General features: G+C 66.3%; 22 protein-coding genes, 1 pseudogene and 1 riboswitch. Of the genes and pseudogenes, 6 read left to right on the top strand and 17 right to left on the bottom strand.

The genetic code is table 11. The features are described 5' to 3' along the window. Positions 1 to 157: pseudogene (locus tag AC1DZY_RS05975) on the bottom strand (IS5/IS1182 family transposase); the annotation flags it as partial. 73 nt (positions 158 to 230) lie between these two features. Between AC1DZY_RS05975 and AC1DZY_RS05970 the strand changes: the two are divergent. After that, positions 231 to 401, top strand: a complete 171-nt coding sequence (locus AC1DZY_RS05970; RefSeq protein ID WP_476819156.1) for a hypothetical protein — start codon at positions 231 to 233, stop codon at positions 399 to 401. A 115-nt stretch (positions 402 to 516) separates the two neighbouring features. Here AC1DZY_RS05970 and AC1DZY_RS05965 read toward each other — a convergent pair whose 3' ends face one another. Together AC1DZY_RS05965 and AC1DZY_RS05960 are read right to left on the bottom strand one after the other, a co-directional pair. Then, entirely contained in the window at positions 517 to 1002 is a 486-nt protein-coding gene (locus AC1DZY_RS05965; RefSeq protein ID WP_476819155.1) for a redoxin family protein, read from the bottom strand. A gap of 48 nt (positions 1003 to 1050) precedes the next feature. Beyond that, entirely contained in the window at positions 1051 to 1902 is an 852-nt protein-coding gene (locus tag AC1DZY_RS05960; protein WP_476819154.1) for a protein-disulfide reductase DsbD domain-containing protein, read from the bottom strand. A gap of 180 nt (positions 1903 to 2082) precedes the next feature. On the opposite strand from AC1DZY_RS05960, the gene AC1DZY_RS05955 reads away from it, so the two are divergent. Then, entirely contained in the window at positions 2083 to 2694 is a 612-nt protein-coding gene (locus AC1DZY_RS05955; RefSeq protein WP_476819153.1) for a YqgE/AlgH family protein, read from the top strand. A 23-nt stretch (positions 2695 to 2717) separates the two neighbouring features. Here the strand turns inward: AC1DZY_RS05955 and AC1DZY_RS05950 are convergent, their stop codons facing one another. The 14 genes from AC1DZY_RS05950 to coxB form a co-directional block, all read right to left on the bottom strand. Then, positions 2718 to 3302 carry a Fic/DOC family protein gene (locus tag AC1DZY_RS05950; protein WP_476819152.1) on the bottom strand — a complete coding sequence of 195 codons (585 nt, stop codon included), beginning with the start codon at positions 3300 to 3302 and terminating at the stop codon, positions 2718 to 2720. Beyond that, positions 3299 to 3556 (bottom strand): hypothetical protein, encoded by a 258-nt coding sequence (locus tag AC1DZY_RS05945; RefSeq protein ID WP_476819151.1) that lies wholly within the window; start codon positions 3554 to 3556, stop codon positions 3299 to 3301. Before AC1DZY_RS05945 ends, AC1DZY_RS05950 begins: the two co-directional genes overlap by 4 nt. A 32-nt stretch (positions 3557 to 3588) precedes the next feature. Continuing rightward, entirely contained in the window at positions 3589 to 6531 is a 2943-nt protein-coding gene (locus AC1DZY_RS05940) for an EAL domain-containing protein (RefSeq protein WP_476819150.1), read from the bottom strand. A gap of 70 nt (positions 6532 to 6601) precedes the next feature. Further along, positions 6602 to 7198, bottom strand: coding sequence for a GNAT family N-acetyltransferase (locus tag AC1DZY_RS05935; RefSeq protein ID WP_476819149.1), 597 nt, complete (start codon positions 7196 to 7198; stop codon positions 6602 to 6604). 123 nt (positions 7199 to 7321) lie between these two features. After that, a complete protein-coding gene (locus tag AC1DZY_RS05930; protein WP_476819148.1) occupies positions 7322 to 8659 on the bottom strand; it encodes a M16 family metallopeptidase in 1338 nt (445 codons plus the stop codon). Then, entirely contained in the window at positions 8656 to 10071 is a 1416-nt protein-coding gene (gene thrC / locus AC1DZY_RS05925; protein ID WP_476819147.1) for a threonine synthase, read from the bottom strand. The genes AC1DZY_RS05930 and thrC overlap by 4 nt, the downstream gene beginning before the upstream one ends. Positions 10072 to 10142: 71 nt before the next feature. Then, positions 10143 to 10913 carry an SURF1 family protein gene (locus AC1DZY_RS05920; protein ID WP_476819146.1) on the bottom strand — a complete coding sequence of 257 codons (771 nt, stop codon included), beginning with the start codon at positions 10911 to 10913 and terminating at the stop codon, positions 10143 to 10145. Beyond that, positions 10910 to 11284 (bottom strand): DUF983 domain-containing protein, encoded by a 375-nt coding sequence (locus AC1DZY_RS05915; protein ID WP_476819145.1) that lies wholly within the window; start codon positions 11282 to 11284, stop codon positions 10910 to 10912. Before AC1DZY_RS05915 ends, AC1DZY_RS05920 begins: the two co-directional genes overlap by 4 nt. Positions 11285 to 11351: 67 nt before the next feature. Continuing rightward, positions 11352 to 12215 carry a cytochrome c oxidase subunit 3 gene (locus tag AC1DZY_RS05910; RefSeq protein ID WP_476819144.1) on the bottom strand — a complete coding sequence of 288 codons (864 nt, stop codon included), beginning with the start codon at positions 12213 to 12215 and terminating at the stop codon, positions 11352 to 11354. Between the two features lie 76 nt (positions 12216 to 12291). Beyond that, on the bottom strand, positions 12292 to 12903 hold the full coding sequence (locus AC1DZY_RS05905) for a cytochrome c oxidase assembly protein (protein ID WP_476819143.1): 612 nt from the start codon (positions 12901 to 12903) through the stop codon (positions 12292 to 12294). Beyond that, positions 12903 to 13073: a hypothetical protein gene (locus AC1DZY_RS05900; RefSeq protein ID WP_476819142.1), complete on the bottom strand. Its 171-nt coding sequence runs from the start codon at positions 13071 to 13073 to the stop codon at positions 12903 to 12905. Before AC1DZY_RS05900 ends, AC1DZY_RS05905 begins: the two co-directional genes overlap by 1 nt. Then, a complete protein-coding gene (locus AC1DZY_RS05895) occupies positions 13070 to 14026 on the bottom strand; it encodes a heme o synthase (protein ID WP_476819141.1) in 957 nt (318 codons plus the stop codon). The genes AC1DZY_RS05900 and AC1DZY_RS05895 overlap by 4 nt, the downstream gene beginning before the upstream one ends. A gap of 163 nt (positions 14027 to 14189) precedes the next feature. After that, on the bottom strand, positions 14190 to 15818 hold the full coding sequence (ctaD, locus tag AC1DZY_RS05890) for a cytochrome c oxidase subunit I (protein WP_476819140.1): 1629 nt from the start codon (positions 15816 to 15818) through the stop codon (positions 14190 to 14192). Between the two features lie 92 nt (positions 15819 to 15910). Then, entirely contained in the window at positions 15911 to 16816 is a 906-nt protein-coding gene (gene coxB, locus AC1DZY_RS05885) for a cytochrome c oxidase subunit II (protein WP_476819139.1), read from the bottom strand. 351 nt (positions 16817 to 17167) lie between these two features. Here coxB and AC1DZY_RS05880 point away from each other — a divergent pair, with 351 nt between their 5' ends. From AC1DZY_RS05880 to gcvH, 4 genes are all read left to right on the top strand, one after another. Then, on the top strand, positions 17168 to 17683 hold the full coding sequence (locus AC1DZY_RS05880) for an invasion associated locus B family protein (protein ID WP_476819138.1): 516 nt from the start codon (positions 17168 to 17170) through the stop codon (positions 17681 to 17683). Continuing rightward, positions 17680 to 18318, top strand: a complete 639-nt coding sequence (locus AC1DZY_RS05875; protein ID WP_476819137.1) for a hypothetical protein — start codon at positions 17680 to 17682, stop codon at positions 18316 to 18318. The genes AC1DZY_RS05880 and AC1DZY_RS05875 overlap by 4 nt, the downstream gene beginning before the upstream one ends. Before the next feature lie 75 nt (positions 18319 to 18393). Then, positions 18394 to 18493: riboswitch (glycine riboswitch) on the top strand. A gap of 162 nt (positions 18494 to 18655) precedes the next feature. Beyond that, positions 18656 to 19819, top strand: a complete 1164-nt coding sequence (gene gcvT / locus AC1DZY_RS05870; RefSeq protein ID WP_476819136.1) for a glycine cleavage system aminomethyltransferase GcvT — start codon at positions 18656 to 18658, stop codon at positions 19817 to 19819. Positions 19820 to 19853: 34 nt separating this feature from the next. Further along, a complete protein-coding gene (gcvH, locus tag AC1DZY_RS05865) occupies positions 19854 to 20228 on the top strand; it encodes a glycine cleavage system protein GcvH (RefSeq protein WP_476819135.1) in 375 nt (124 codons plus the stop codon). Positions 20229 to 20247: the final 19 nt, after the last annotated feature.

Below are 20247 nucleotides of genomic sequence, written 5' to 3'. Positions count from 1 at the left end.
CCTCGCGAAGGTCGGTCGTCGGCTTGCGTCCGCGCTTCGGCACTGGCGGCAGAAACGGCGCGATGAAGCGCCACTCCTCATCCGTCAGATCAGTCGGGTAGCGCTTCGCGCGCTTCTCAAATCCAGCCATCCGGCCACGGCTCGCTCGAGTCCACATCCCAAGCTTGAATCACGCCGCAGCGGCCGCATCAACCCATTCTCAAACAGTCTCTCAGGGGTTGCAGGTTCAGATGGTCCGCATGAAGGGAGAATTGAAAGTTGTATTTATGATGCCTTCTGCCTCCGGCTACACCGGCGGCAATCTTGATGGCACGCCAGTCATTCTTCCGTCAGCGACACTCGATGACCTGATCGCGTTTCTTCAGACATGTCGAGACAACACCGACTCGCCCGGAAACTGACCGCTTTCGACCCAACCAAGACGTTCCTCGCCGCGTCGCCTGACACCCGCCGCCCAATGAAAAGCCCGCGCCGACGGGCGTCGGCGCGGGCTCGATACCGGCAGAATGCCGCCGTTCAGAGCTTTGTCAGCAGCGCTTCCGCGCCGGAGATGTCGGCCTTGCCCGGGCCTTCCTCGACGTTCAGCGATGTCACCACGCCGTCCTCGACGATCATCGAATAGCGCTGCGAGCGCGTACCCAGGCCAAAGCCCGAACCGTCGAGCGAAAGGCCGATCTCCTTGGCGAAGTCGGCGTTGCCGTCGGACAGGAACTCGATCACGCCGGCGCCGCCGGTCGCCTTGGCCCATGCGTCCATGACGAAGACGTCGTTGGTGCTGGTGACCATGATGGCGTCGACGCCCTTGGCCTTGATCTCGGCCGCCTTGTCGAGGAAGCCCGGCAGGTGGTTCTTGTGGCAGGTCGGCGTGAAGGCGCCGGGAACGGCGAAAAGGACGATCTTCTTGCCTTTGAACAGGTCGTCCGTGGTCTTGGGTGCGGGTCCGTCCGCCGTCATGATCCGGAACGTCGCCTGCGGAAGCTTGTCACCCACCTTGATGGTCATGCGCCTGTTCTCCGTGAAGCCTGCGGCCACTGCCGCGAGGCTCACCGATTAGGGCTTGGCAGCGGGGATGTCGAGTTCGAGACGCGTCTCGACGGCGCCCGGAGGGCCGCGCAGCGTCACGATGAAGGGAATGGGCCCCGCCGCGCCCTTGGGCCGGTCCTTGAGCTTGACCCGGGCGATGACCGTGCCGTCGACCTGCGGGAGCAGGACGGGCTTGCCGAAGGACCACATGCCTGGTCCTTCGACGAAAACATCCTCGATCTTGCCCTCGGGTGGCGCGCGCAGGACGAATCGGAGACTACTTTCCGCGCCGCTGTCGTCGAACCGCGCCTCGGCGACCGAAAGCTTGTCCTTGTGCAGGCCGAGCTTGCCGGGAACGGGCACGCGCGCCTCGAATGCCTCCAGCCTCGGCGAGGTCACCGAGGTGACGCCGGGTTCGAGCCAGAGCGAGGCCTCGCCCTTGGCGGGAATGCAGATCTTCTCGCAAACCGCATAGTCGAGCTTCAGCACCAGCATGACCGGCCTCGTCGGATCAGCGGGCCGGACCGAAATCGGGATCACCACGTCGCCGACATAGCCGACCGAATAACCGGCGCCATCGGCAAAGCGCTCCGGCGCCGGCCAGCGCACATCGAGCCCGCTGACATTGTCCGAACCGCTCCAGTCGAACACCGGCGGCACGCCGAAATCACCGGGATTTCGCCAATAGGTCTTGAAGCCCGGCGTCATCACGATCTCGACGCCGACGCGCTGCTTGCCAGACGGAGAGGTCGCGCCCGCGATCAGGCGCAGCGACGAATAGGCGCCCTTGGACCAGGACGACATCGCCGCCTCCTGCGCGAGGGCAGGCAGGCTCGTTGCCGTCAGGGCGAGGACCAGCAGGGCGAGGGCGCGTTTCACGCCATGGACATATGCGTTTTGATGCAAGAAAGCCAATAAACCCCGCTCGATTATGCCAACGATTGCGTGATGGGCAGGCGAGGGCGAGGCTGGAGCATGATGATGGCGCAATCACGATGCCCGAATTTCGGCGCTGTCCCCCTGTTCCCAGCGCGGGGGAAAGTGATCTAGCATGGCGGCATGAAGATCGGCTCACATCAGCGCGTCAGAGGCCGGAGCTATCTCGATGGGCAATGCCTGATCGCGATGCCCGGCATGAGCGACAACAGGTTCAGCCGCAGCGTCGTCTATGTCTGCGCCCATTCCGAGGATGGCGCGATGGGCATCATCGTCAACAAGCCGGCGGCGGACACGAAATTCCCCGATCTGCTGGTCCAGCTCGACGTCATCCCGCCCGACGAACTCATCCGCCTGCCGAGCCAGGCCGAGCGCATGCAGGTGCTGCGCGGCGGTCCGGTCGAGACCAAGCGCGGCTTCGTGCTGCACAGCGCCGACTTCTTCCTCGAATCGGCGACGCTGCCGATCGATGACGGCATCTGCCTGACAGCGACGCTCGACATCCTCAGAGCCATCGCGATCGGCAGCGGGCCGGAGAACGCGATTCTCGCACTGGGTTATGCCGGCTGGGGCGCGGGTCAGCTCGAATCCGAGATCCAGTCCAATGGCTGGCTGCATTGCGCGGCCGATTCGTCGCTGCTCTTCGACGATGGCATCGAGACGAAATATAACCGTGCGCTCGCCAAGATCGGCATCGATCCGGCCTTCCTGTCGAGTGAGGCCGGGCACGCCTGAGGGCTGCGTCCGCGCTACGGTGGTCAATCGTCCTCCGTGTTGCCTCGAAGAGCTGCATGGATGCAGGCGCTGAAGCGCTCATAGTGTCCAGCGTGCGCTGCTTTCGAGGCCGCGACCCAGTTCTCGCGGACGATCCGCGTCAGATCGATCGGATGGCCCGCCTGTCTCGCAAGAGCCTCGAGATAGAGCGCCTGCGTCCTGCCATTGCCTTCCCGGAAGGGGTGAACGTAGTTGATGTCGCCGATGATCTCGCCGGCCTTGTCGGCGAATGCGCTTGGCGACAGACCCCTCAGGTAATCCGCTGCAACAACGCGCCTGTGGACATCGGCCATTCCGGTGGCGATGTACTGGCGGAACTGAAACTGGTTGCCGCCCTTGGCGATCTCGACCGTGCGGATGTCGCCCGCCCAGTCATATACGTCCTGGAAGAGATGGCGGTGAATCGCCCGGAGATGCGCGAGGTCGAACTTGCCTGGGGGGATGCCTTGCGCGATGCGTTGTCCGACAGCGCGGCGCTCGAAACGGTCAAGCAGGTCGACGTCGCGCAAGTCGAGTTTGTTCTTGAGAACGGCAAAATCAGGCGGATAGCAATACGCCTCATCGCTCATTCAGCAGCGGAGGCGAAGCGAGACGCAGCCGCGCGCTCAAGAATATGCGCGAGCCGCTTTTCATGAGGCCATCGTTCACGCTCGAACATTTCGAACATGGCGATGTCTTCCCCATCGAACGGATTGCGTTCGATCTCCTGCAGATGCATCGCGACCAGCCGCCGCTCATGGGCAAGCTCGACCTCGCTCTCCGTCAGGCTGGCTGGTTCCCTATTCATGCTCAAAAGATACCAGAAACGCGCGTCATGCGCCATCCGATCTGCCTTGGCATCGGCGCCGTTCGTGTCTAAGCCGCCTCGCTCGAACTCGCCGCCGCTGCACCGACGAGCCGCCGCGCTTCGGCGGCGCTCATCGGCTGGCCGAAGATGTAGCCCTGCGCGTACTGGCAGCCGAGCTGGTAGAGTTCGATCGCGTCGGATTCGCTCTCGGCGCCCTCGGCCACGACATCCATGCGCAGATCCGCTGCGAGCTGGACGATCGAGCGCAGGATGACCGGCGGTTTGCCGTTGCCCATGGCGCGCACGAAGCTCTGGTCGACCTTGATCGTGTCGAACGGAAAACGCTGCAGATAGGACAGCGAGGAATACCCCGTGCCGAAATCGTCGAGCGAGAGCCCCGCGCCGAGATCGCGGATGCGCGACAGCATCTGGGCGGCGTATTCCGGGTTTTCCATCACCAGGCTCTCGGTGATCTCAAGCTTCAGCGTGCCCGGCAGCAAGCGCCGGCGGCCCAGCACCGTCTTCACGTCGTGGAGCAGGTCGTGACGCAGCAATTGCCGCGAGGAGACGTTGACGCTGGCGAAGATTGGCGGGTCGACTTCGAGCGCCGCCTGCCAGGCTTCCAGCTCGCGGGCGGTGCGGTCCATGACATAGACGCCGAGATCGACGATCAGGCCGGTCTCCTCGGCGATGTCGAGGAAATCCTGCGGCATCAGCCGGCCCTCGCGCGGATGGTCCCAGCGGACCAGCGCCTCGAAGCCGGCGATGGTCCGGTCCTCCAGCCGCACGATCGGCTGGTACATCACCTGGATTTCGCCGCGCTCGATCGCCCGACGCAAGTCGCTTTCCAGCGCCAGCCTGTCGTTGCGGTCGGTCCGCATCGCCGGCACGAAGACCTCGATCTTGTTGCCGCCCTGACGCTTGGCATGGGCCATGGCGAGCTCGGCGTTCTTCAGCGCGTCGTCCTTGCGCGCGGCGGGCGCGGGGTCGTAGAGCGCCAGCCCGATCGAGGGCGTCAGGAAAATCTCGCGTTCCGAGAACGTCACCGGCGTCGAGATGGCGCGGCGCACCAGCTCCGCCAGGGCCAAGATCCGCTCGGGATCGCGCTCGGACACCAGGATCATCGCGAAGGTGTCGCCGCCGATGCGCGCCAGCGTGTCCTGCGCCCGCAGCAGGCGGCCGAGCCGCCGCGCCAGCGTCAGCAGGATCGAATCGCCGGCCGAAAAGCCGACCGATTCGTTGACCTGCTTGAAGCGGTCGATGTCGATCACGATCACGGTCGGGCGGATGTTGTCGTCGGCGCGGCAGAAGCCGAAGACGGCCGACAGCCGGTCCTGGAACAGCTTGCGGTTGGGCAGGCCGGTCAGATTGTCGTGGACGGCGTCGTGCAGCAGCCGCTCCTGCGCCGTGCGCTGTTCGGTGACGTCCGAGAGCGTGCCGATCACCCTGATGACCTCGCCGTCCGAGCCGATCACGGGCCGCGCCTTGAGATTGAACCAGTGATAGGCCCCGCTCGCCGCGCGCAGGCGGAAATCGAGGTTGAGCCGGCCGCGGCGCTGCTCCAGCACGGCGTCGAGCGTGACGCGATAACGGTCGCGGTCGGCGACGTGCATGAATTCGAGCCAGCGCGAAGCCGAGCCTTCGAGCGTGCCGCGCGATAGCCCCAGCAGCGACTCGATCTGCTGCGAGACGAAGATCTTGTCGGCGGTGACGTCCCAGTCGAAGACGAGATCGCCCGAGCCCGATAGCGCAAGCGCCCGGCGTTCGGTGTCGGAGACCAGTCCCTGTGAAACCGCGCCGCCGGCAAAGGCGTGCTGGATCACGGTGAAGCCGATCAGCAGCACGATCAGCACGAGGCCGCCGAGCAGGGCAGGGGCCACGAGATCGCGCTGGAACTGCCCGGTGACGGTGAAGCCGGCCGCGGTGACCCAGACCGCAAGCAGGAACCAGGTCGGGATCAGCATCACCGCCCGCTCATAGCCATGCGTGGCCAGATGCAGGATCAGCACGAAGCCGACAGCCGCCACCGCCGCAATCGAGATGCGCGCGATGCCCGACGCCATCGGCGCGTCGAACACGGCAAGGCCGACGAGCGCGGCAAGGCCCAGCATCCAGACGATGGTGACGTGGCTGTAGCGCACATGCCAGCGCCCGAGATTGAGGTATGCGAACAGGAAGACGAGCAGTGTCGCCGCCAGCACGACCTCCGCGCCGGCGCGGTAGATCCGCTCGATCGCCGGCGTCAGCGGGAAGATGCGCTGGAAGAAGCCGAAATCGAGCCCGGCATAGGCCAGGACCGCCCAGGCGAGCGCGGCGGCGGCGGGGAAGATCACCGCGCCCTTGACGACGAAGATGATGGTCAGGAACAGCGCCAGCAGGCCGGCGATGCCGATGATGATGCCCTTGTAGAGCGTCAGCCCGTTGGTCTTCTGGCGATATGCTTCCTGCTCGTAGAGATAGAGCTGCGGCAGGTTGGGCGATTTCAGCTCGGCCACGAAGGTGACCGTGGTGCCGGGGTCGAGCGTGATCAGGAAGACGTCGGCGTCGGGGCTCGCCTCGCGTTCGGGACTGATGCCCTGGCTCGCCGTCACGGCCTCGATGCGGGTGTCGCCGAGATCGGGCCAGACCACGCCCGAGCCGATCAGCCGGTGGAACGGCGCGACCAGCAGCCGATCGATCTGCTCGTCGGAATCATTCGTCAGCGCGAACACGATCCAGTCCGGCCGCGCGCCCGATTCGCGTGCCTTGACCGCGATGCGCCGGACGATGCCGTCGGGTCCGGGCGCAGTCGAAATCTGGATGACGTCGCCGTCCGACCTGTTGCGCTCGACGACATTGGTCAGGTCGAGCACCTGTGCATCGACGGGTACGCGCACGGCCTCGACGGCGAGCGCCGGTTCAGCCGTCGTCAGGGCAAGGCAGAAGGCAAGGCCGGCAAGGGCAAGACCAATCCGCAGAAGTCGATCGGGAATGGACAAGCGCGGCTCGAATCTGGGGCGGGAACTGGTCATGCGTACTCGAAGCGATCAGTCGTATCGACGGCTCATGGCAAGGGCAAGGCGTGTAAGCCTCGCTGCGACATCAGCTTGTGCCCGGCAGACGGTCGCTGGAAAGGGCGGCGTAGAGCAGATGGTCGGCCCAGCTGCCGTTGATCCGCAGATAAGCCCGCGCCATGCCTTCGTGCTGGAAGCCGACGCGTTCGAGCAGTCGCTTCGAGGGTTCGTTGTTGGGCAGGCAGGCGGCCTCGACCCGGTGCAACGCCAGTTCCGAGAAGGCGAAGCGCAGCGCGCCGCGCACGGCCTCGGTCATGTGGCCCCGGCCGGCGTGGCGCTCGCCCATCCAGTAGCCCAGCGTACAGGCCTGCGCGACGCCGCGGCGCACCAGCCCTAGCGTCAGCCCGCCGATCAGCGTGTCCGAGCGGGTCGCGAAGATGAACAGCGAATAGGCCTCGTCGCTGGCGATCTCGCGCGCGGCGCGCTTCACCCGCAGCCGGAACGAGGTTCGCGTCAGGTCGTCCTCGTTCCAGACCGGCTCCCACGGCGTCAGGAACTCGCGGCTTTCCAGCCGCAGCACGGCCCAGGCGGCATAGTCGGTCGCCACCGGCGCGCGCAGCGCCAGATGCGGCGTGCGGATCAGCGGCCGCGTCGGCGGATCGGTCGAGAAGCGAAACAGCGCCATCAGAGCATGACGCCGAAAAGTGGATGCCGGTTTTCGGAAAACGTCATGCTCGACACGCCTTCAGTCGGCATGACGCCGAAAAGTGGATGCCGGTTTTCGGACAACGTCATGCTCGACACGTCCTCAGTCGGCGACGCGGGCGGCGTGGCGCAGGCGCTTGGCCGGCGGCAGTCCCTGCAGGGGGCCAACGGCCGCAATCGTCGGCTGGTGGCCGAGCAGCGAGCGGCCGGCGGCCCGCACATCCTCGATCGTGACCGCATCGAGCCGCGCCGCCAGTTCCTCGCGCGGGATCGCGCGGCCGAAGACCAGCACCTGCCGGGCCATCTGCTCCAGCTTGCCGCCGGGGCTTTCCAGCGAGGCCAGGAGCCCGACCTTCATCTGGGCCCGGGCGCGCGCGACCTCGACCTCCGTGACGTCCTCGGCCGCCTGGCGCAGGCAGGCCAGCGCGACCTCGATCAGTTCGCCGGCATCGTCGGGCGCCGTGCCGGCGCTGATGCCGAAGACGCCACAATCGGAGAAGGGCCAGTGGAAGGCATCGACCGCATAGGCGAGGCCGCGCTGCTCGCGCACCTCCTGGAACAGCCGCGACGACAGCCCGCCGCCGAGCACCGAGGAAAAGATCTGCAAGGCGTAGTGCGCGCCGTTGGTGAAGGGCTTTCCGGGAAAACCGAGCACGAGATGGACCTGCTCCTCGTCGCTCTTGATCCTTGCCTCGCCGCCGACATAGCGGCCGCCCTCGCGCGGGGCAGGGGCCTCCGGCCGTGTCGGAAGCGCCGCCAGATGCGTCTTCGCCAGCGCGACGAGTTCGTCATGATCGACTGCGCCGGACGCCGCCAGAACCATGTTGCCGGCATGGTAATGCGCGGCGAGATAGGCCCTGATCGCCTCGGGCGTGAAGCTCTTTACCGTCTTGGCGGTGCCGAGAATCGGCCGGCCGAGCGGCTGGTCGGGAAAGGCGACTTCGAGGAAACGGTCGTAGACGAGATCGTCGGGCGTATCCTGGACGGCGCTGATCTCCTGCAGGATCACGCCCTTCTCGCGCTTCAGTTCTTCCGCCGTCAGAGCCGGCGAAGTGAGGATATCGGCGAGGATATCGACGGCGAGGGCCAGGTCGGAGCCCAGCACGCGGGCGGTGTAGCAGGTGTATTCGACACTGGTGGCCGCATTCAGATCGCCGCCGACACTCTCGATCTCCTCGGCGATCTCAAGCGCGTTGCGCCGTGCCGTGCCCTTGAAGGCCATATGCTCGAGCAGATGGGCGAGGCCGTGCTCATGGGGCAGCTCGTCGCGTGAGCCTGCTCCGATCCAGATGCCGAGCGAGACGGTCGCCGCGTGGTCCATGCGCTGCGACACGATGCGCAGGCCCGACGGCAGCGTCGTCAGCCCGACCTCGGGATCATGCCGGCCGCCGCCGGCGGGCGCCGCGAGATCGCTCGTATCGGCGGGTCCGGTCGCGCTCATGCCGCGGCTCCCCGGACGGCCCGCGCGTTCCGGCGCACGAAATCCTCGATCGTCGACTGGTCGTTCGGCAGCAACGTGAACCGCTCCTTGCGCTCCATCAGGTCGGCGAGATGCGCCGGCAGCTTCGGCGCAACGCCGCTGGCAGCCTCGACCGCCGCCGGAAACTTCGCCGGGTGCGCGGTGCCCAGCACGATCATCGGCGTCGCAGGATCGCGCGCCAGCCCCTGTCGCGCCGCAGCGACGCCAACGGCGGTATGGGGATCGAGCAGGTAGCCGGCCTCGCGCCAGCTCTTGCCGATCTCGGCGGCGATGGCCGGCTCGTCTATGGCGGCTGCGTCGAACTCGGCCCGGATCGCCGCGAGCGGCTCGGGCGCGATCTCGAACCGGCCCGACTGGTTCAGCGACTGCATCAGCCGGCGCACCGCCGCGCCGTCGCGGCCATGGACCTCGAACAGCAGCCGCTCGAAATTCGACGAGATCTGGATGTCCATCGAGGGCGAGGTCGTCGCCGAAACGCCGCGCATCTCATAGGCGCCCTCGGCGAGCGTGCGGGCGAGAATGTCGTTGCTGTTGGTGCCGATCAGCAGCCGCTCGATCGGCAGCCCCATCCGCTTGGCGACATAACCGGCCAGCACGTCGCCGAAATTGCCGGTCGGCACCGCAAACGAGACCTTCCGCCCGGGCGCGCCGAGAGAGACCGCCGAGGTGAAGTAGTAGACCACCTGCGCCGCGATACGGGCCCAGTTGATCGAGTTGACGCCCGAGAGGCCGATCTCGTCACGGAAAGCGTGGTGGTTGAACAGCGCCTTCACCAGGTTCTGGCAGTCGTCGAAGGTGCCTTCGACCGCGATGGCGTGGACGTTGTCCGCCTCGACCGTGGTCATCTGCCGGCGCTGCACGTCGGAGACGCGGCCCTGCGGGTAGAGGATGAAGACGTCGACGCAGTTCAACCCCTTGAAGGCGTCGATCGCCGCCCCGCCGGTATCGCCCGAGGTCGCGCCGACGATGGTGGCGCGCTCGCCGCGCTGCGTCAGGACATGGTCCATCAGCCGCCCGAGCAGCTGCATCGCGACGTCCTTGAAGGCGAGCGTCGGGCCATGGAAGAGTTCCAGCACGAAGAGGTTGTCAGCCAGCTGCGTCAGCGGGCAGACGGCCGGATGCCTGAAGGTCGCATAGGCCTCGGCGATCATCTGCGAGAGTGCCTTGCCCTCGATGTCGCCGTCGCTTAATGCGCCGAGCACGCGTTCCGCGACCCGCGCATAGGGCTTGCCGGAGAAGCCCGCGATCTCGTCCCGGCCGATCTGCGGGAAGGCTTTGGGCACATAAAGGCCGCCGTCGCGGGCGAGCCCGGCGAGAAGCGCGTCGGAAAAGGAGAGCGCGGGCGCTTCCCCGCGAGTGGACACATGCAGCACGGCGTCAGGTCTCGATGATCTCGGTTGTTGCTATAGGCCGGTCCGCCGGTTTCGGCAAAACCGCAGGCGCTCTAATCGGCTGCAGCAGCCGATTTCCGGTTCTGCCAGGCATAGGCTGCAAACACTCCGAGCATGGTCAGCGCCAGCCCAAACCAGGTCAGCGCATATTGCAGGTGGTTGTCGGGGATGCGGTCGATCAACTCTTTCGCATCGACGCCGGCGGGCGGGATCAGCCCGTCGCCTTGGCGCTCGGCCTCGAGATAGAACGGCGCTGCCGGCCCGATGCCAAGCGAGGCGGCGATTGCCAAGGGATCGCGCGTGTAGAATTCGCGCTGCGCCGGCAGGTCGTCGGGCGTGAACGAGCCGCGCATTTCGGCTGCGCGCAGATAGCCCGTCACGGTCGCTGCGCCCGTCGCCGGCTTGATCTCGCCCAGCCGGCTTTCCGGCACGAAGCCGCGATTGACCAGGATGACGCCGCCGTCGCCGAGGCGAAAGCCCTGGAAGATCCAGCGCCCAAAGCCCGAGAGCTGGCGCGTGCCGGGGCCGCCCGAGGCAATGGTGGTGCGCACGCCGGCAAAGCCGCTATCGATGAAGACGCCGCTGGCGGCGACGCGGGTCAGGTCGAGCCTGGCGGGGTCGAGCGAGGCCCAACTCGCGGTGGCTGGCATGTCGGCAGGCGCGCCGGCCGCCTGTGCCTCCAGCCGCTCGATGAAGGCGCGCTTCTCGCTCATCCGCGTGAGCTGCCAGTTTCCGAGCAGGCACAGCACGATCGTGCCGACAATGGTCAGCAGCGCCGGCCAGAACAGCCTGGAGCGGGTCGAAACGGGCAGGGCGGCGCTCACTTCTGCAGCCTGCCTTCCTCGGCCTTGTTGACATATTGCAGCGAGACCGCGAGCCCCTTCATCGGCCGGAGCATGGCGAGGCAGACTATGATCGCCAGCGGCAGCCAGATCACCATGTGAACCCAGATCGGCGGCTCGTAGGCGATCTCGACGGCGAGCGCCGCGCCCAGAACCGCAAAGCCCGCGATCAGCATGATGAAGACGGCGGGGCCATCCGCCGAATCGGCGAAGGAGAAGTCGAGCCCGCAGGCCGAGCAGCGCGGCCTGATCTTGAGGAAGCCGTCGAACAGCTTGCCCTCGCCGCAGCGCGGGCAGCGCCCGGCGAGGCCGGTCGTGTAGGGCGAGGGCAGTGTCGGGCTGTCGTCGGCCATGGTGGCCTCCACAAAACGCAAAGGCGGCCGCGAGGCCGCCTTTGGCAAAAGCGATGGGTCCGAAGCCTCAGTGCGCGGCGGCTACGCCGGAGCCCGCGCCCCAGACATAGATCGCGGCGAACAGGAACAGCCAGACCACGTCGACGAAGTGCCAGTACCAGGCGGCGAACTCGAATCCGAGATGCTGCTCCGGCTTGAAGTGGCCGATATAGGCCCGGTACAGGCAGATCGCCAGGAAGATCGTGCCGATCAGCACGTGGAAGCCGTGGAACCCCGTCGCCATGAAGAAGGTCGCGCCATAGACATGGCCCGAGAAGGCGAAGGCGGCGTGCGAATATTCGTAGACCTGGCAGGTCGTGAACAGGATGCCGAGGATCACGGTGAGCCAGAGGCCCCGCTTCAAGCCGTCGCGGTCGCCATGGATCAGGGCGTGATGCGCCCAGGTCACGGTGGTGCCCGAGGTCAGCAGGATCAGCGTGTTCAGCAGCGGCAGGTGCCAGGGGTCGAATGTGGCGATGCCCTTGGGCGGCCAGACGCCGCCGGTGAAGTCCTGGCGCATGTAGTTGATCGCTTCGCCGGCATAGAGGCTGGCGTCGAAATAGGCCCAGAACCAGGCCACGAAGAACATAATCTCCGAGGCGATGAACATCAGCATGCCGTAGCGGTGATGCATCTGCACGACGCGGGTATGGTGCCCCTCGCGCTCGGCCTCGCGGACCACATCCATCCACCAGGCGAGCATGGTGTAGAGCACGCCGAGCAGGCCGAGGCCGAACACCATCGGGCCGAGCTTCATGCCGCCCAGCAGCATCGCCTTCATCCACATCACCGCGCCGATGGCCATGATGGTGGCGCTGGCCGCGCCGATGATCGGCCACGGACTCGGATCGACGAGGTGGTAGTCGTGGTTCTTGGTATGGGCCCCGGCCATCGTGCTCAGTCTCCGCGTCCGACTTCAATCGCGCAGCCCTCGGGCTGCCGTCTATATTACAGGCTAGATTTGCGTTTTATAGGTTCGATCTGGCGGCGTCACCCTTGACGGGCTCCGCCTTGCCCTCGGCGACGGGCTGGCCCGCCTTCGAGGGAAAATAGGTATAGGACAAGGTCAGCGATTTGACGCCGTCGAGGTCGCGATTCCCCGCGATTTCCGGGTCGATGTAGAACACCACCGGCGCCTCCAGCGTCTCGCCCGGCTGCAGCGTGTGCTCGGTGAAGCAGAAGCACTGGATCTTGACGAAATAGGCCGCGCCCTTTTCCGGCGCGATGTTGAAGGTCGCGATGCCCGTCGAGGCGCGGCTGCCGCGGTTGGTGATCTTGTAGAACACCGTCTGCGTCTGCCCGACGCGCAGGTTGATCTCGGGGTTTTCCGGCTGGAAGGTCCAGCCCAGCCCCGGCGCGACATTGGCGTCGAAGCGCACCGCCATCGTCCGGTCGAGGATCGTGCCGGCGCCGGCGGTTCCCACCATCGGCGTGCCGCCGAAACCGGTCGCCTTGCAGAACATGTCGTAGAGCGGCACCGAGGCGAAGGAGAGCCCGGTCATGCCCATGGCGACGCCCGCGCAGATCAGCGCCGTGCGCGTCAGGTTGGCGGGCTTGCCGGTGGGGGAGGCGCTCACCATCACAGCGGCCTGTTCATGACGTTGGGGCCGATCTTCACCAGCGTCACCACGAAGAAGAACACCACGAGCCCGGCGAGCACGAGCGCGAGCGCGACAGAGCGACGCTTGCGCCGCGCCAGATCCTCCGGCGAGAACGGCGCGGCGGCGATGCGTTTGGGCGCCTCGCTCATCCGATCACCTTCGGCAGCGCCCACATCAGCCCGAGGCTGTTCTCGGCGAGCAGCACGGCAAAGAGCAGGAAAAGATAGAGGATCGAGAAGGCAAACAGCGCGTAGCAGGCCTTGTAGGCGGCCTCGCCCTCGGTCGTGCGCAGCACCCTGACCGCAAGCCCGATCATGGCGAGCCCCGTCACGACGGAGACGACGAGATAGATCAGGCCACCAAAGCCCATCAGGGCCGGCAGCACGGCGACCGGCGCCATCACCAGCGAATAGGCGAGGATCTGGCGGCGCGTCGCGGCGGGACCGGCGACATTGGGCAGCATGGGCACGCCGGCGCGGGCATAGTCGGCCGATTTGACCAGGGCCAGCGCCCAGAAATGCGGCGGCGTCCACAGGAAGATGATCGCGAACAGAACCAGCGAATGAATGCCGAAATCGCCGGTGACGACGGCCTCGCCGATCATCGGGGGAAACGCACCTGCGGCGCCACCGATGACGATGTTCTGCGGCGTCCAGCGCTTCAGCCACATCGAATAGACGACGGCGTAGAAGAAGATCGTGAAGGCCAACATTCCGGCCGAAAGCAGGTTGGCGACAAGCCCGAGCACGAGCACCGAGCCCACCGAAAGCGTCAGGCCGAAGGCGAGCGCCTCGGACGGCAGCACGCGGCCGGCCGGAATCGGGCGCTTGGCGGTGCGCGCCATCAGAGCGTCGATATCGGCGTCGTACCACATGTTGAGACAGCCCGACGCGCCCGCGCCGACCGCGATCGCGAGCAGCGCGGCCAGCCCGAGCACCGGATGAACATGACCTGGCGCGGTCGCCATGCCGCCGAGCGCGGTGACCACGACGAGGAACATCACGCGCGGCTTCAGCAAGGCGAAGAAATCGCGCGCCTCGCCGGTGGAGGTCAGCGCAATGCCGTCGGATCCGGTCTCGATGGTGTCGAACGCAGCGGACATATCGATATGTGGTCTCGTCTTGTGGTGCGCTCGACCTGCGAACGCGGTGGGCTCGGCGCTGTGAGTGCGCTGGAAGCGGCTGGGCCGCCCGTCTCCGGAACGCCTGTGCGAGGCGCTCGGGAGAGGGGCGGCGGCGGGCTGTAGAAGCCCGCCGCCAAGAGTGTCAGTGGTCCGTGCCGGTGATGCGCGGCAGGGTCTCGAACTGGTGGAAGKGCGGCGGCGAGGGCAGCGTCCATTCCAGCGTGGTGGCGCCTTCACCCCAGGGGTTCTCGCCGGCGAGGACCTTGTTCGAGAAGGCGGCGTAGAGGCCGTAGAAGAAGATCAGCAGGCCGGCCGCGAAGATGTAGGAGCCGATCGAGGACCAGAAGTGCCACCCGGCGAACGCATCGGGATAGTCGGCGTAGTGGCGCGGCATGCCGGCCAGCCCGAGGAAGTGCTGCGGGAAGAACAGCAGGTTGGCGCCGAAGAAGGCGACCCAGAAATGCACCTTGCCGACCCAGTCGGGCATCATGTAGCCGCTCATCTTCGGGAACCAGTAGTAGAACCCGGCGAAGATGCCGAACACGGCGCCCAGCGACAGCACGTAATGGAAATGCGCCACGACGTAATAGGTCGCGTGCAGCGAGCGGTCGACGCCGGCATTGGCCAGCACCACGCCGGTGACGCCGCCGACGGTGAACAGGAAGATGAAGCCGATCGCCCACAGCATCGGCGCGGTGAAGCGGATCGAGCCGCCCCACATCGTCGCGATCCAGGAGAAGATCTTCACGCCGGTCGGCACCGCGATCACCATCGTCGCGAACACGAAATAGCGCTGCGTGTTGAGTGAGAGGCCGGCGGTGTACATGTGGTGCGCCCACACGATGAAGCCGACGACACCGATCGCGACCATGGCGTAGGCCATGCCGAGATAGCCGAAGATCGGCTTTTTCGAGAAGGTCGAGATGATGTGGCTGACCATGCCGAAGGCCGGCAGGATCATGATGTACACTTCCGGGTGGCCGAAGAACCAGAACAGATGCTGGTACAGGATCGGGTCGCCGCCGCCGGCCGGATCATAGAAGGTCGTGCCGAAATTGCGGTCGGTCAGCAGCATGGTGATCGCGCCGGCCAGAACCGGCAGGGCGAGCAGCAGCAGGAAGGCCGTGACCAGCACCGACCACGCAAACAGCGGCATCTTGTGCATGGTCATGCCGGGCGCGCGCATGTTCAGGATCGTGGTGATGAAGTTGATCGCGCCGAGAATCGAGGCCGCGCCGGCAAGGTGCAGCGACAGGATGCCGAAATCGACCGACGGGCCGGGGTGGCCGGTGGATGAGAAGGGCGGATAGATCGTCCAGCCGGTGCCGACGCCGTGGGCGCCGGGCGCGCCCTCCACGAACATCGAGATGATCAGCATGATGAAGCCGGCGACCGTCAGCCAGAACGAGATGTTGTTCATGCGCGGGAAGGCCATGTCGGGAGCGCCGATCATCAGCGGCACGAACCAGTTGCCGAAGCCGCCGATGACGGCGGGCATGACCATGAAGAAGATCATGATCAGGCCGTGGCCGGTGACGAAGACGTTGTAGCTCTGGCCGTTGGCGAAGATCTGCAGGCCGGGCTGCTGCAGCTCGATGCGCATCATGATCGAGAGGAAACCGCCGACCAGGCCCGCCATGATCGAGAAGCACAGATAGAGCGTGCCGATGTCCTTGTGATTCGTCGACAGCAGCCAGCGACGCCACCCGGTCGGGTTGCCGTGTCCGTCGTCATGCCCGTAGCCATGGGCCTCGTGAGCCGCTGTTGCCATGGGGTCGTCTCCTCTTGCGAAATCGGTTCGCGTCGTCTGTCGATCGGTGCCGCCGTCCCGGTGGGTTGGCGGAAAGCGGGTCTCGAAGCGGTTTACTCGCCGGCAGCGGCGACCTTGCCGGCCGCATCGCCGGCATTGGCGAATTTCTTCTTCGAATCGGCGAGCCAGGCGGCGTATTTCTCGGCGCTGACGACGCGGAATGCGATCGGCATATAGGCGTGGTTCTGTCCGCAGATGAACGAGCACTGGCCGTAATAGATGCCTTCGCGGTCGGCCTTGAACCACGTCTCGTTCAGTCGGCCGGGGATGGCGTCGATCTTGATGCCGAAGGACGGCACCGTGAATTTGTGGATGACGTCGGCGCCGGTGACCTGCACGCGCACGATCTTGCCGACGGGAACGACCGCCTCATTGTCGACCGCGAGCAGGCGGGGCGCCTCGGCGGCGGCGATCTTGTTGGTGCTGATCGCCTCGGCGCGCTGCTTCTCGTCGAGCATGATCGAGTCGAAGCCGAAAGCGCCGGCGTCCTGCGGGTACTCATAGGACCAGTACCACTGCTTGCCGGTCACCTTCACGGTGAGGTCGGCCTGCGGGATTTCGAGCTGCAGCTTGAGCAGCCGGAAGGAGGGGATCGCGATCACGACCAGGATCAGGACCGGAAGGACAGTCCACGCCACTTCGAGCAGGGCGTGGTGGGTGGTCTTGGAGGGAACGGGGTTCGCCTTCTCGTTGAAGCGCCATGCGACGTACATCAGCAGGCCCAGCACGAAGATCGAGATGATGAAGATGATGACGTTGAGCCAGTCGTGGAACCAGTGGATGTATTCCGAGATCTCGGTCGCCGGGCCCTGCAGGTTCATCTGCCAGGGCGACGGCATGCCGTAGCCGGCCAAAGCGCTGTCAGGGGCGACGAAAAGGGCCGCAAGGGCCGCGCTCGCAAGGGTTGCGCTCGCAAGGGTCCTGCTCAGAAATCGCATCGGTCCGACATAGCTCCTCATCACGTCCTGCGCGGGCTGTCCCGGTTTGGGTTGCGGTCCACGCGAGACGAGGCGCAGCCATCAGGCTCGCCCTGCACTTCGGCATTGCGATAAATCAAAGATCACGCTTGCGCCAGTGGGGCAATGCGGGGCTTGAATGCATGCCGTGCGGCATAATCGCGCGAGGCCGCGCCTCTCGACCTGCCTGGCGCGGGCGTCGCGCCTTGACAGGACAGGGCCTGCATGGTCCCAACGCAGTCCTGATTTGACGGTGCCGGGACGCATCGGGGCAAGGGCCGGCTTTTCGCCAGAATTCTGCTCTCTTGGTAGCGCGCGCCCAATAACGGGCGCCGGTTTGGAGGTTTGGCAGGGATGGGCAACATCATCGGACCCGTCTTCGCAACCGCGTTTTCGGCGCTCCTGCTGAGTGTGGGCGGCTTCAGCGGTTCTGCGCTCGCCCAGGGCGCGGTCAGGTCGACGCATGGCGACTGGCAGATGCGCTGCGAGGTGCCGCCCGGCGCCAAGGCCGAGCAATGCGCGCTGGTGCAGAACGTCGCGGCCGAGGACCGGCCGAATCTGACCCTTCTTGTCATCGTCCTGAAGACCGCCGATCAGAAAAGCCGGCTGCTGCGCGTCGTCGCCCCGCTCGGCGTGCTCCTGCCGTCCGGGCTTGGCCTCAAGATCGACGACAAGGATATCGGCCGGGCCGGCTTCGTGCGCTGCCTGACCACGGGCTGCGTCGCCGAGGTGGTGATGGACGACGCGCTGCTCGGCCAGCTCAAGACCGGCAAGAGCGCCACTTTCATCGTTTTCCAGACACCGGAAGAGGGCGTGGGAATCCCCGTCTCGCTCACCGGATTCGGCCCCGGCGTGGAGACCTTGCCGTGATTGATGCGACGTATCTGCGGCCGCAATGGCTGGTTCTTTCCGCGCTTGGCCTGAGCCTCGCCGGTTGCGGGTCTTCTTCTTCGTCGTCGGGCGGCGAGCCGAGCGCCTTCCAGAAATTCGGCAACGTCGTGATGTTCCAGTCGACCTCGCCGCCGCCGGCTCCGCCGCGCACGCAGGGCGAGGTCCAGCGCCAGCGCGAGGACGAAGAAAACGCGCTGGTCTGTCCGGAAGTGATCATCGCCGAGGGCGGCGCCGCGATGCGCGCCCAGACCGGTCCCGACAGCGGTTCGCTGCGCCACCAGATCTCGATCCTGAATTTCGCCCGCGAATGCAAACCCACGGGCGGCGGCGGCTTCATCCTCAAGGTCGGGGTCGAGGGCCGCGTGCTGCTCGGGCCGGCCGGGTCGGCGGGCAGCTATTACGCCACGCTGGTGACGAGCGTCACGCGCGGCACGACGGTCGTGGCCACCCGCAATGGCCGCGTCGGCGGAACCATCGCCGCGGGGCAGGGCGGCACCGACTTCACCTATGTCGAGGATGGCATCGCCGTCCCGCCGGGCCGGGGCGATGTCGAGATCACCCTCGACCTGAAGCCGGGCGGCGGCGCGGCCCCCGCCCGCAAGCGCCGCAGGTAAATCGACGATTGCCGAGAAACGAGGCTGCCGCCCGATTGACTAAGGCTGCGTGTCTTGTATCTCTGCCTCAGCCGCAACATCCCCGCGGGAGAGACCGGGTCCGGACTTGTCCGGCTCCGGCGCCGAAGGCGCAACCGCCCCGGAAACGCTCAGGCAAACGGACCGCGTGGGAACTGGCGCTCTGGAAAGTGGCGGGGGAAACCCTGCCCACCGACGGGTGTAACCTGTCCGGCTGACGATCGCCGGTATGGGGAAATCTCTCAGGTTTCAAGACAGAGGGGGCGCGCTCCGGACAGTTCCGTCCGGGGCTTGCGCTTGACTCTGAAAGGGCCGCCCCATGGCAGCCGAGACCGCTGAACTCCCCGCCGGCGAAACCGCCGCCGCGCCGCCGCTCAAGACCCCACTCCATTCGCGCCATGTCGCGCTCGGGGCCCGCATGGTGCCCTTCGCCGGCTACGACATGCCGGTGCAGTATCCCGCAGGGATTCTGACCGAGCACAACTGGGCACGCGACAAGGCGGGGCTGTTCGACGTCTCGCATATGGGCCAGGCCTTCCTCGTCGGACCAGATCACGAGACGGTCGCGCGCGCGCTGGAGGCGCTGATTCCCGCCGACATCCTCAATCTCGCACCGGGCAAGCAGCGCTATTCGCAGTTGCTGAACGAGGAGGGCGGCATCCTCGACGATCTGATGGTCACCCGTTCGGTCGACCCCGATGAGGACGGCGCGCTCTATCTCGTCGTCAATGCCGCCTGCAAGACGCAGGACTACGCCCATATCGAGGCGCGGCTGCCCGCCAATGTGAAGCTGATCAAGGCCGAGCATCGCGGCCTGATCGCGATCCAGGGGCCAATGGCTGCCGAAGCGCTCGCGGTGCTCGCGCCCGAGGCCGCCGAGATGGCGTTCATGACCTCGCGCAGCATGAAGGTCGCCGGCGTCAAGGCCAATCTCAGCCGCTCCGGCTATACCGGCGAGGACGGCTACGAGATTTCAGCCGACGCCAAGCGCATCGGCGAGATCTGGGACACGCTGCTGCTCGACGCCCGCGTCAAGCCGGTCGGGCTGGGCGCACGCGATTCGCTGCGCCTCGAAGCCGGCCTTTGCCTTTATGGCCATGACATCGACACCACGACCTCTCCCGTCGAGGGCGCGCTGACCTGGTCGATCCAGAAGCGCCGGCGCGAGGAGGGCGGTTTTCCAGGCGCCGCCCGCGTCCAGCGCGAATTCGCCGAGGGCGTCTCACGCGTCCGCGTCGGGCTGTTGCCGGAAGGTCGCGCACCGGCTCGCGAGGGCGCGGAGATCGCCACGCCCGAAGGCGAGATTGTCGGCAAAGTCACGTCCGGCGGCTTTGGCCCGACCCTGAATGCGCCCTGCGCGATGGGCTATGTCGCCAGGGCCCATAGCGCGCCGGGAACCCGGCTCGATTTGATCGTGCGTGGCAAGCCGTTGCCGGCGGTCGTCGCCGCCATGCCCTTCGTGCCCAACCGCTACAAGCGCTGAGCTTTATCCTCTTTCGTTTTCGGAGACTGATCCCATGACCGAGACCCGCTACACCAAGGACCACGAATACATCCGCATCGAGGGCGATACCGGCACCGTCGGCATCACCGACTATGCCCAGGGCCAGCTCGGCGACGTCGTCTTCGTCGAGCTTCCCGCCATCGGCAAGGCCGTCGCCAAGGGCGGCGAGGCGGCGGTGGTCGAGAGCGTCAAGGCGGCCTCGGAGGTCTACGCTCCGGTCTCCGGCGAGGTCGTCGCGGTCAACAGCGAGCTCGAGGGCGCGCCCGGCACGGTCAACGAGGACCCCGCCGGCAAGGGCTGGTTCGTCAAGCTCAAGCTCAAGGACACAGCCGAACTCGCGGGGCTGATGAGCGAGGCAGAGTATCAGGATTACGTGAAGACGCTCTGACCAACCTCGCCGTCATCCC

This window comes from Allobosea sp. P2_A10, assembly GCF_056405115.1.
Note: the sequence above shows the minus strand (reverse complement) of the source record. Positions and strands in the feature narration are given on the sequence as shown.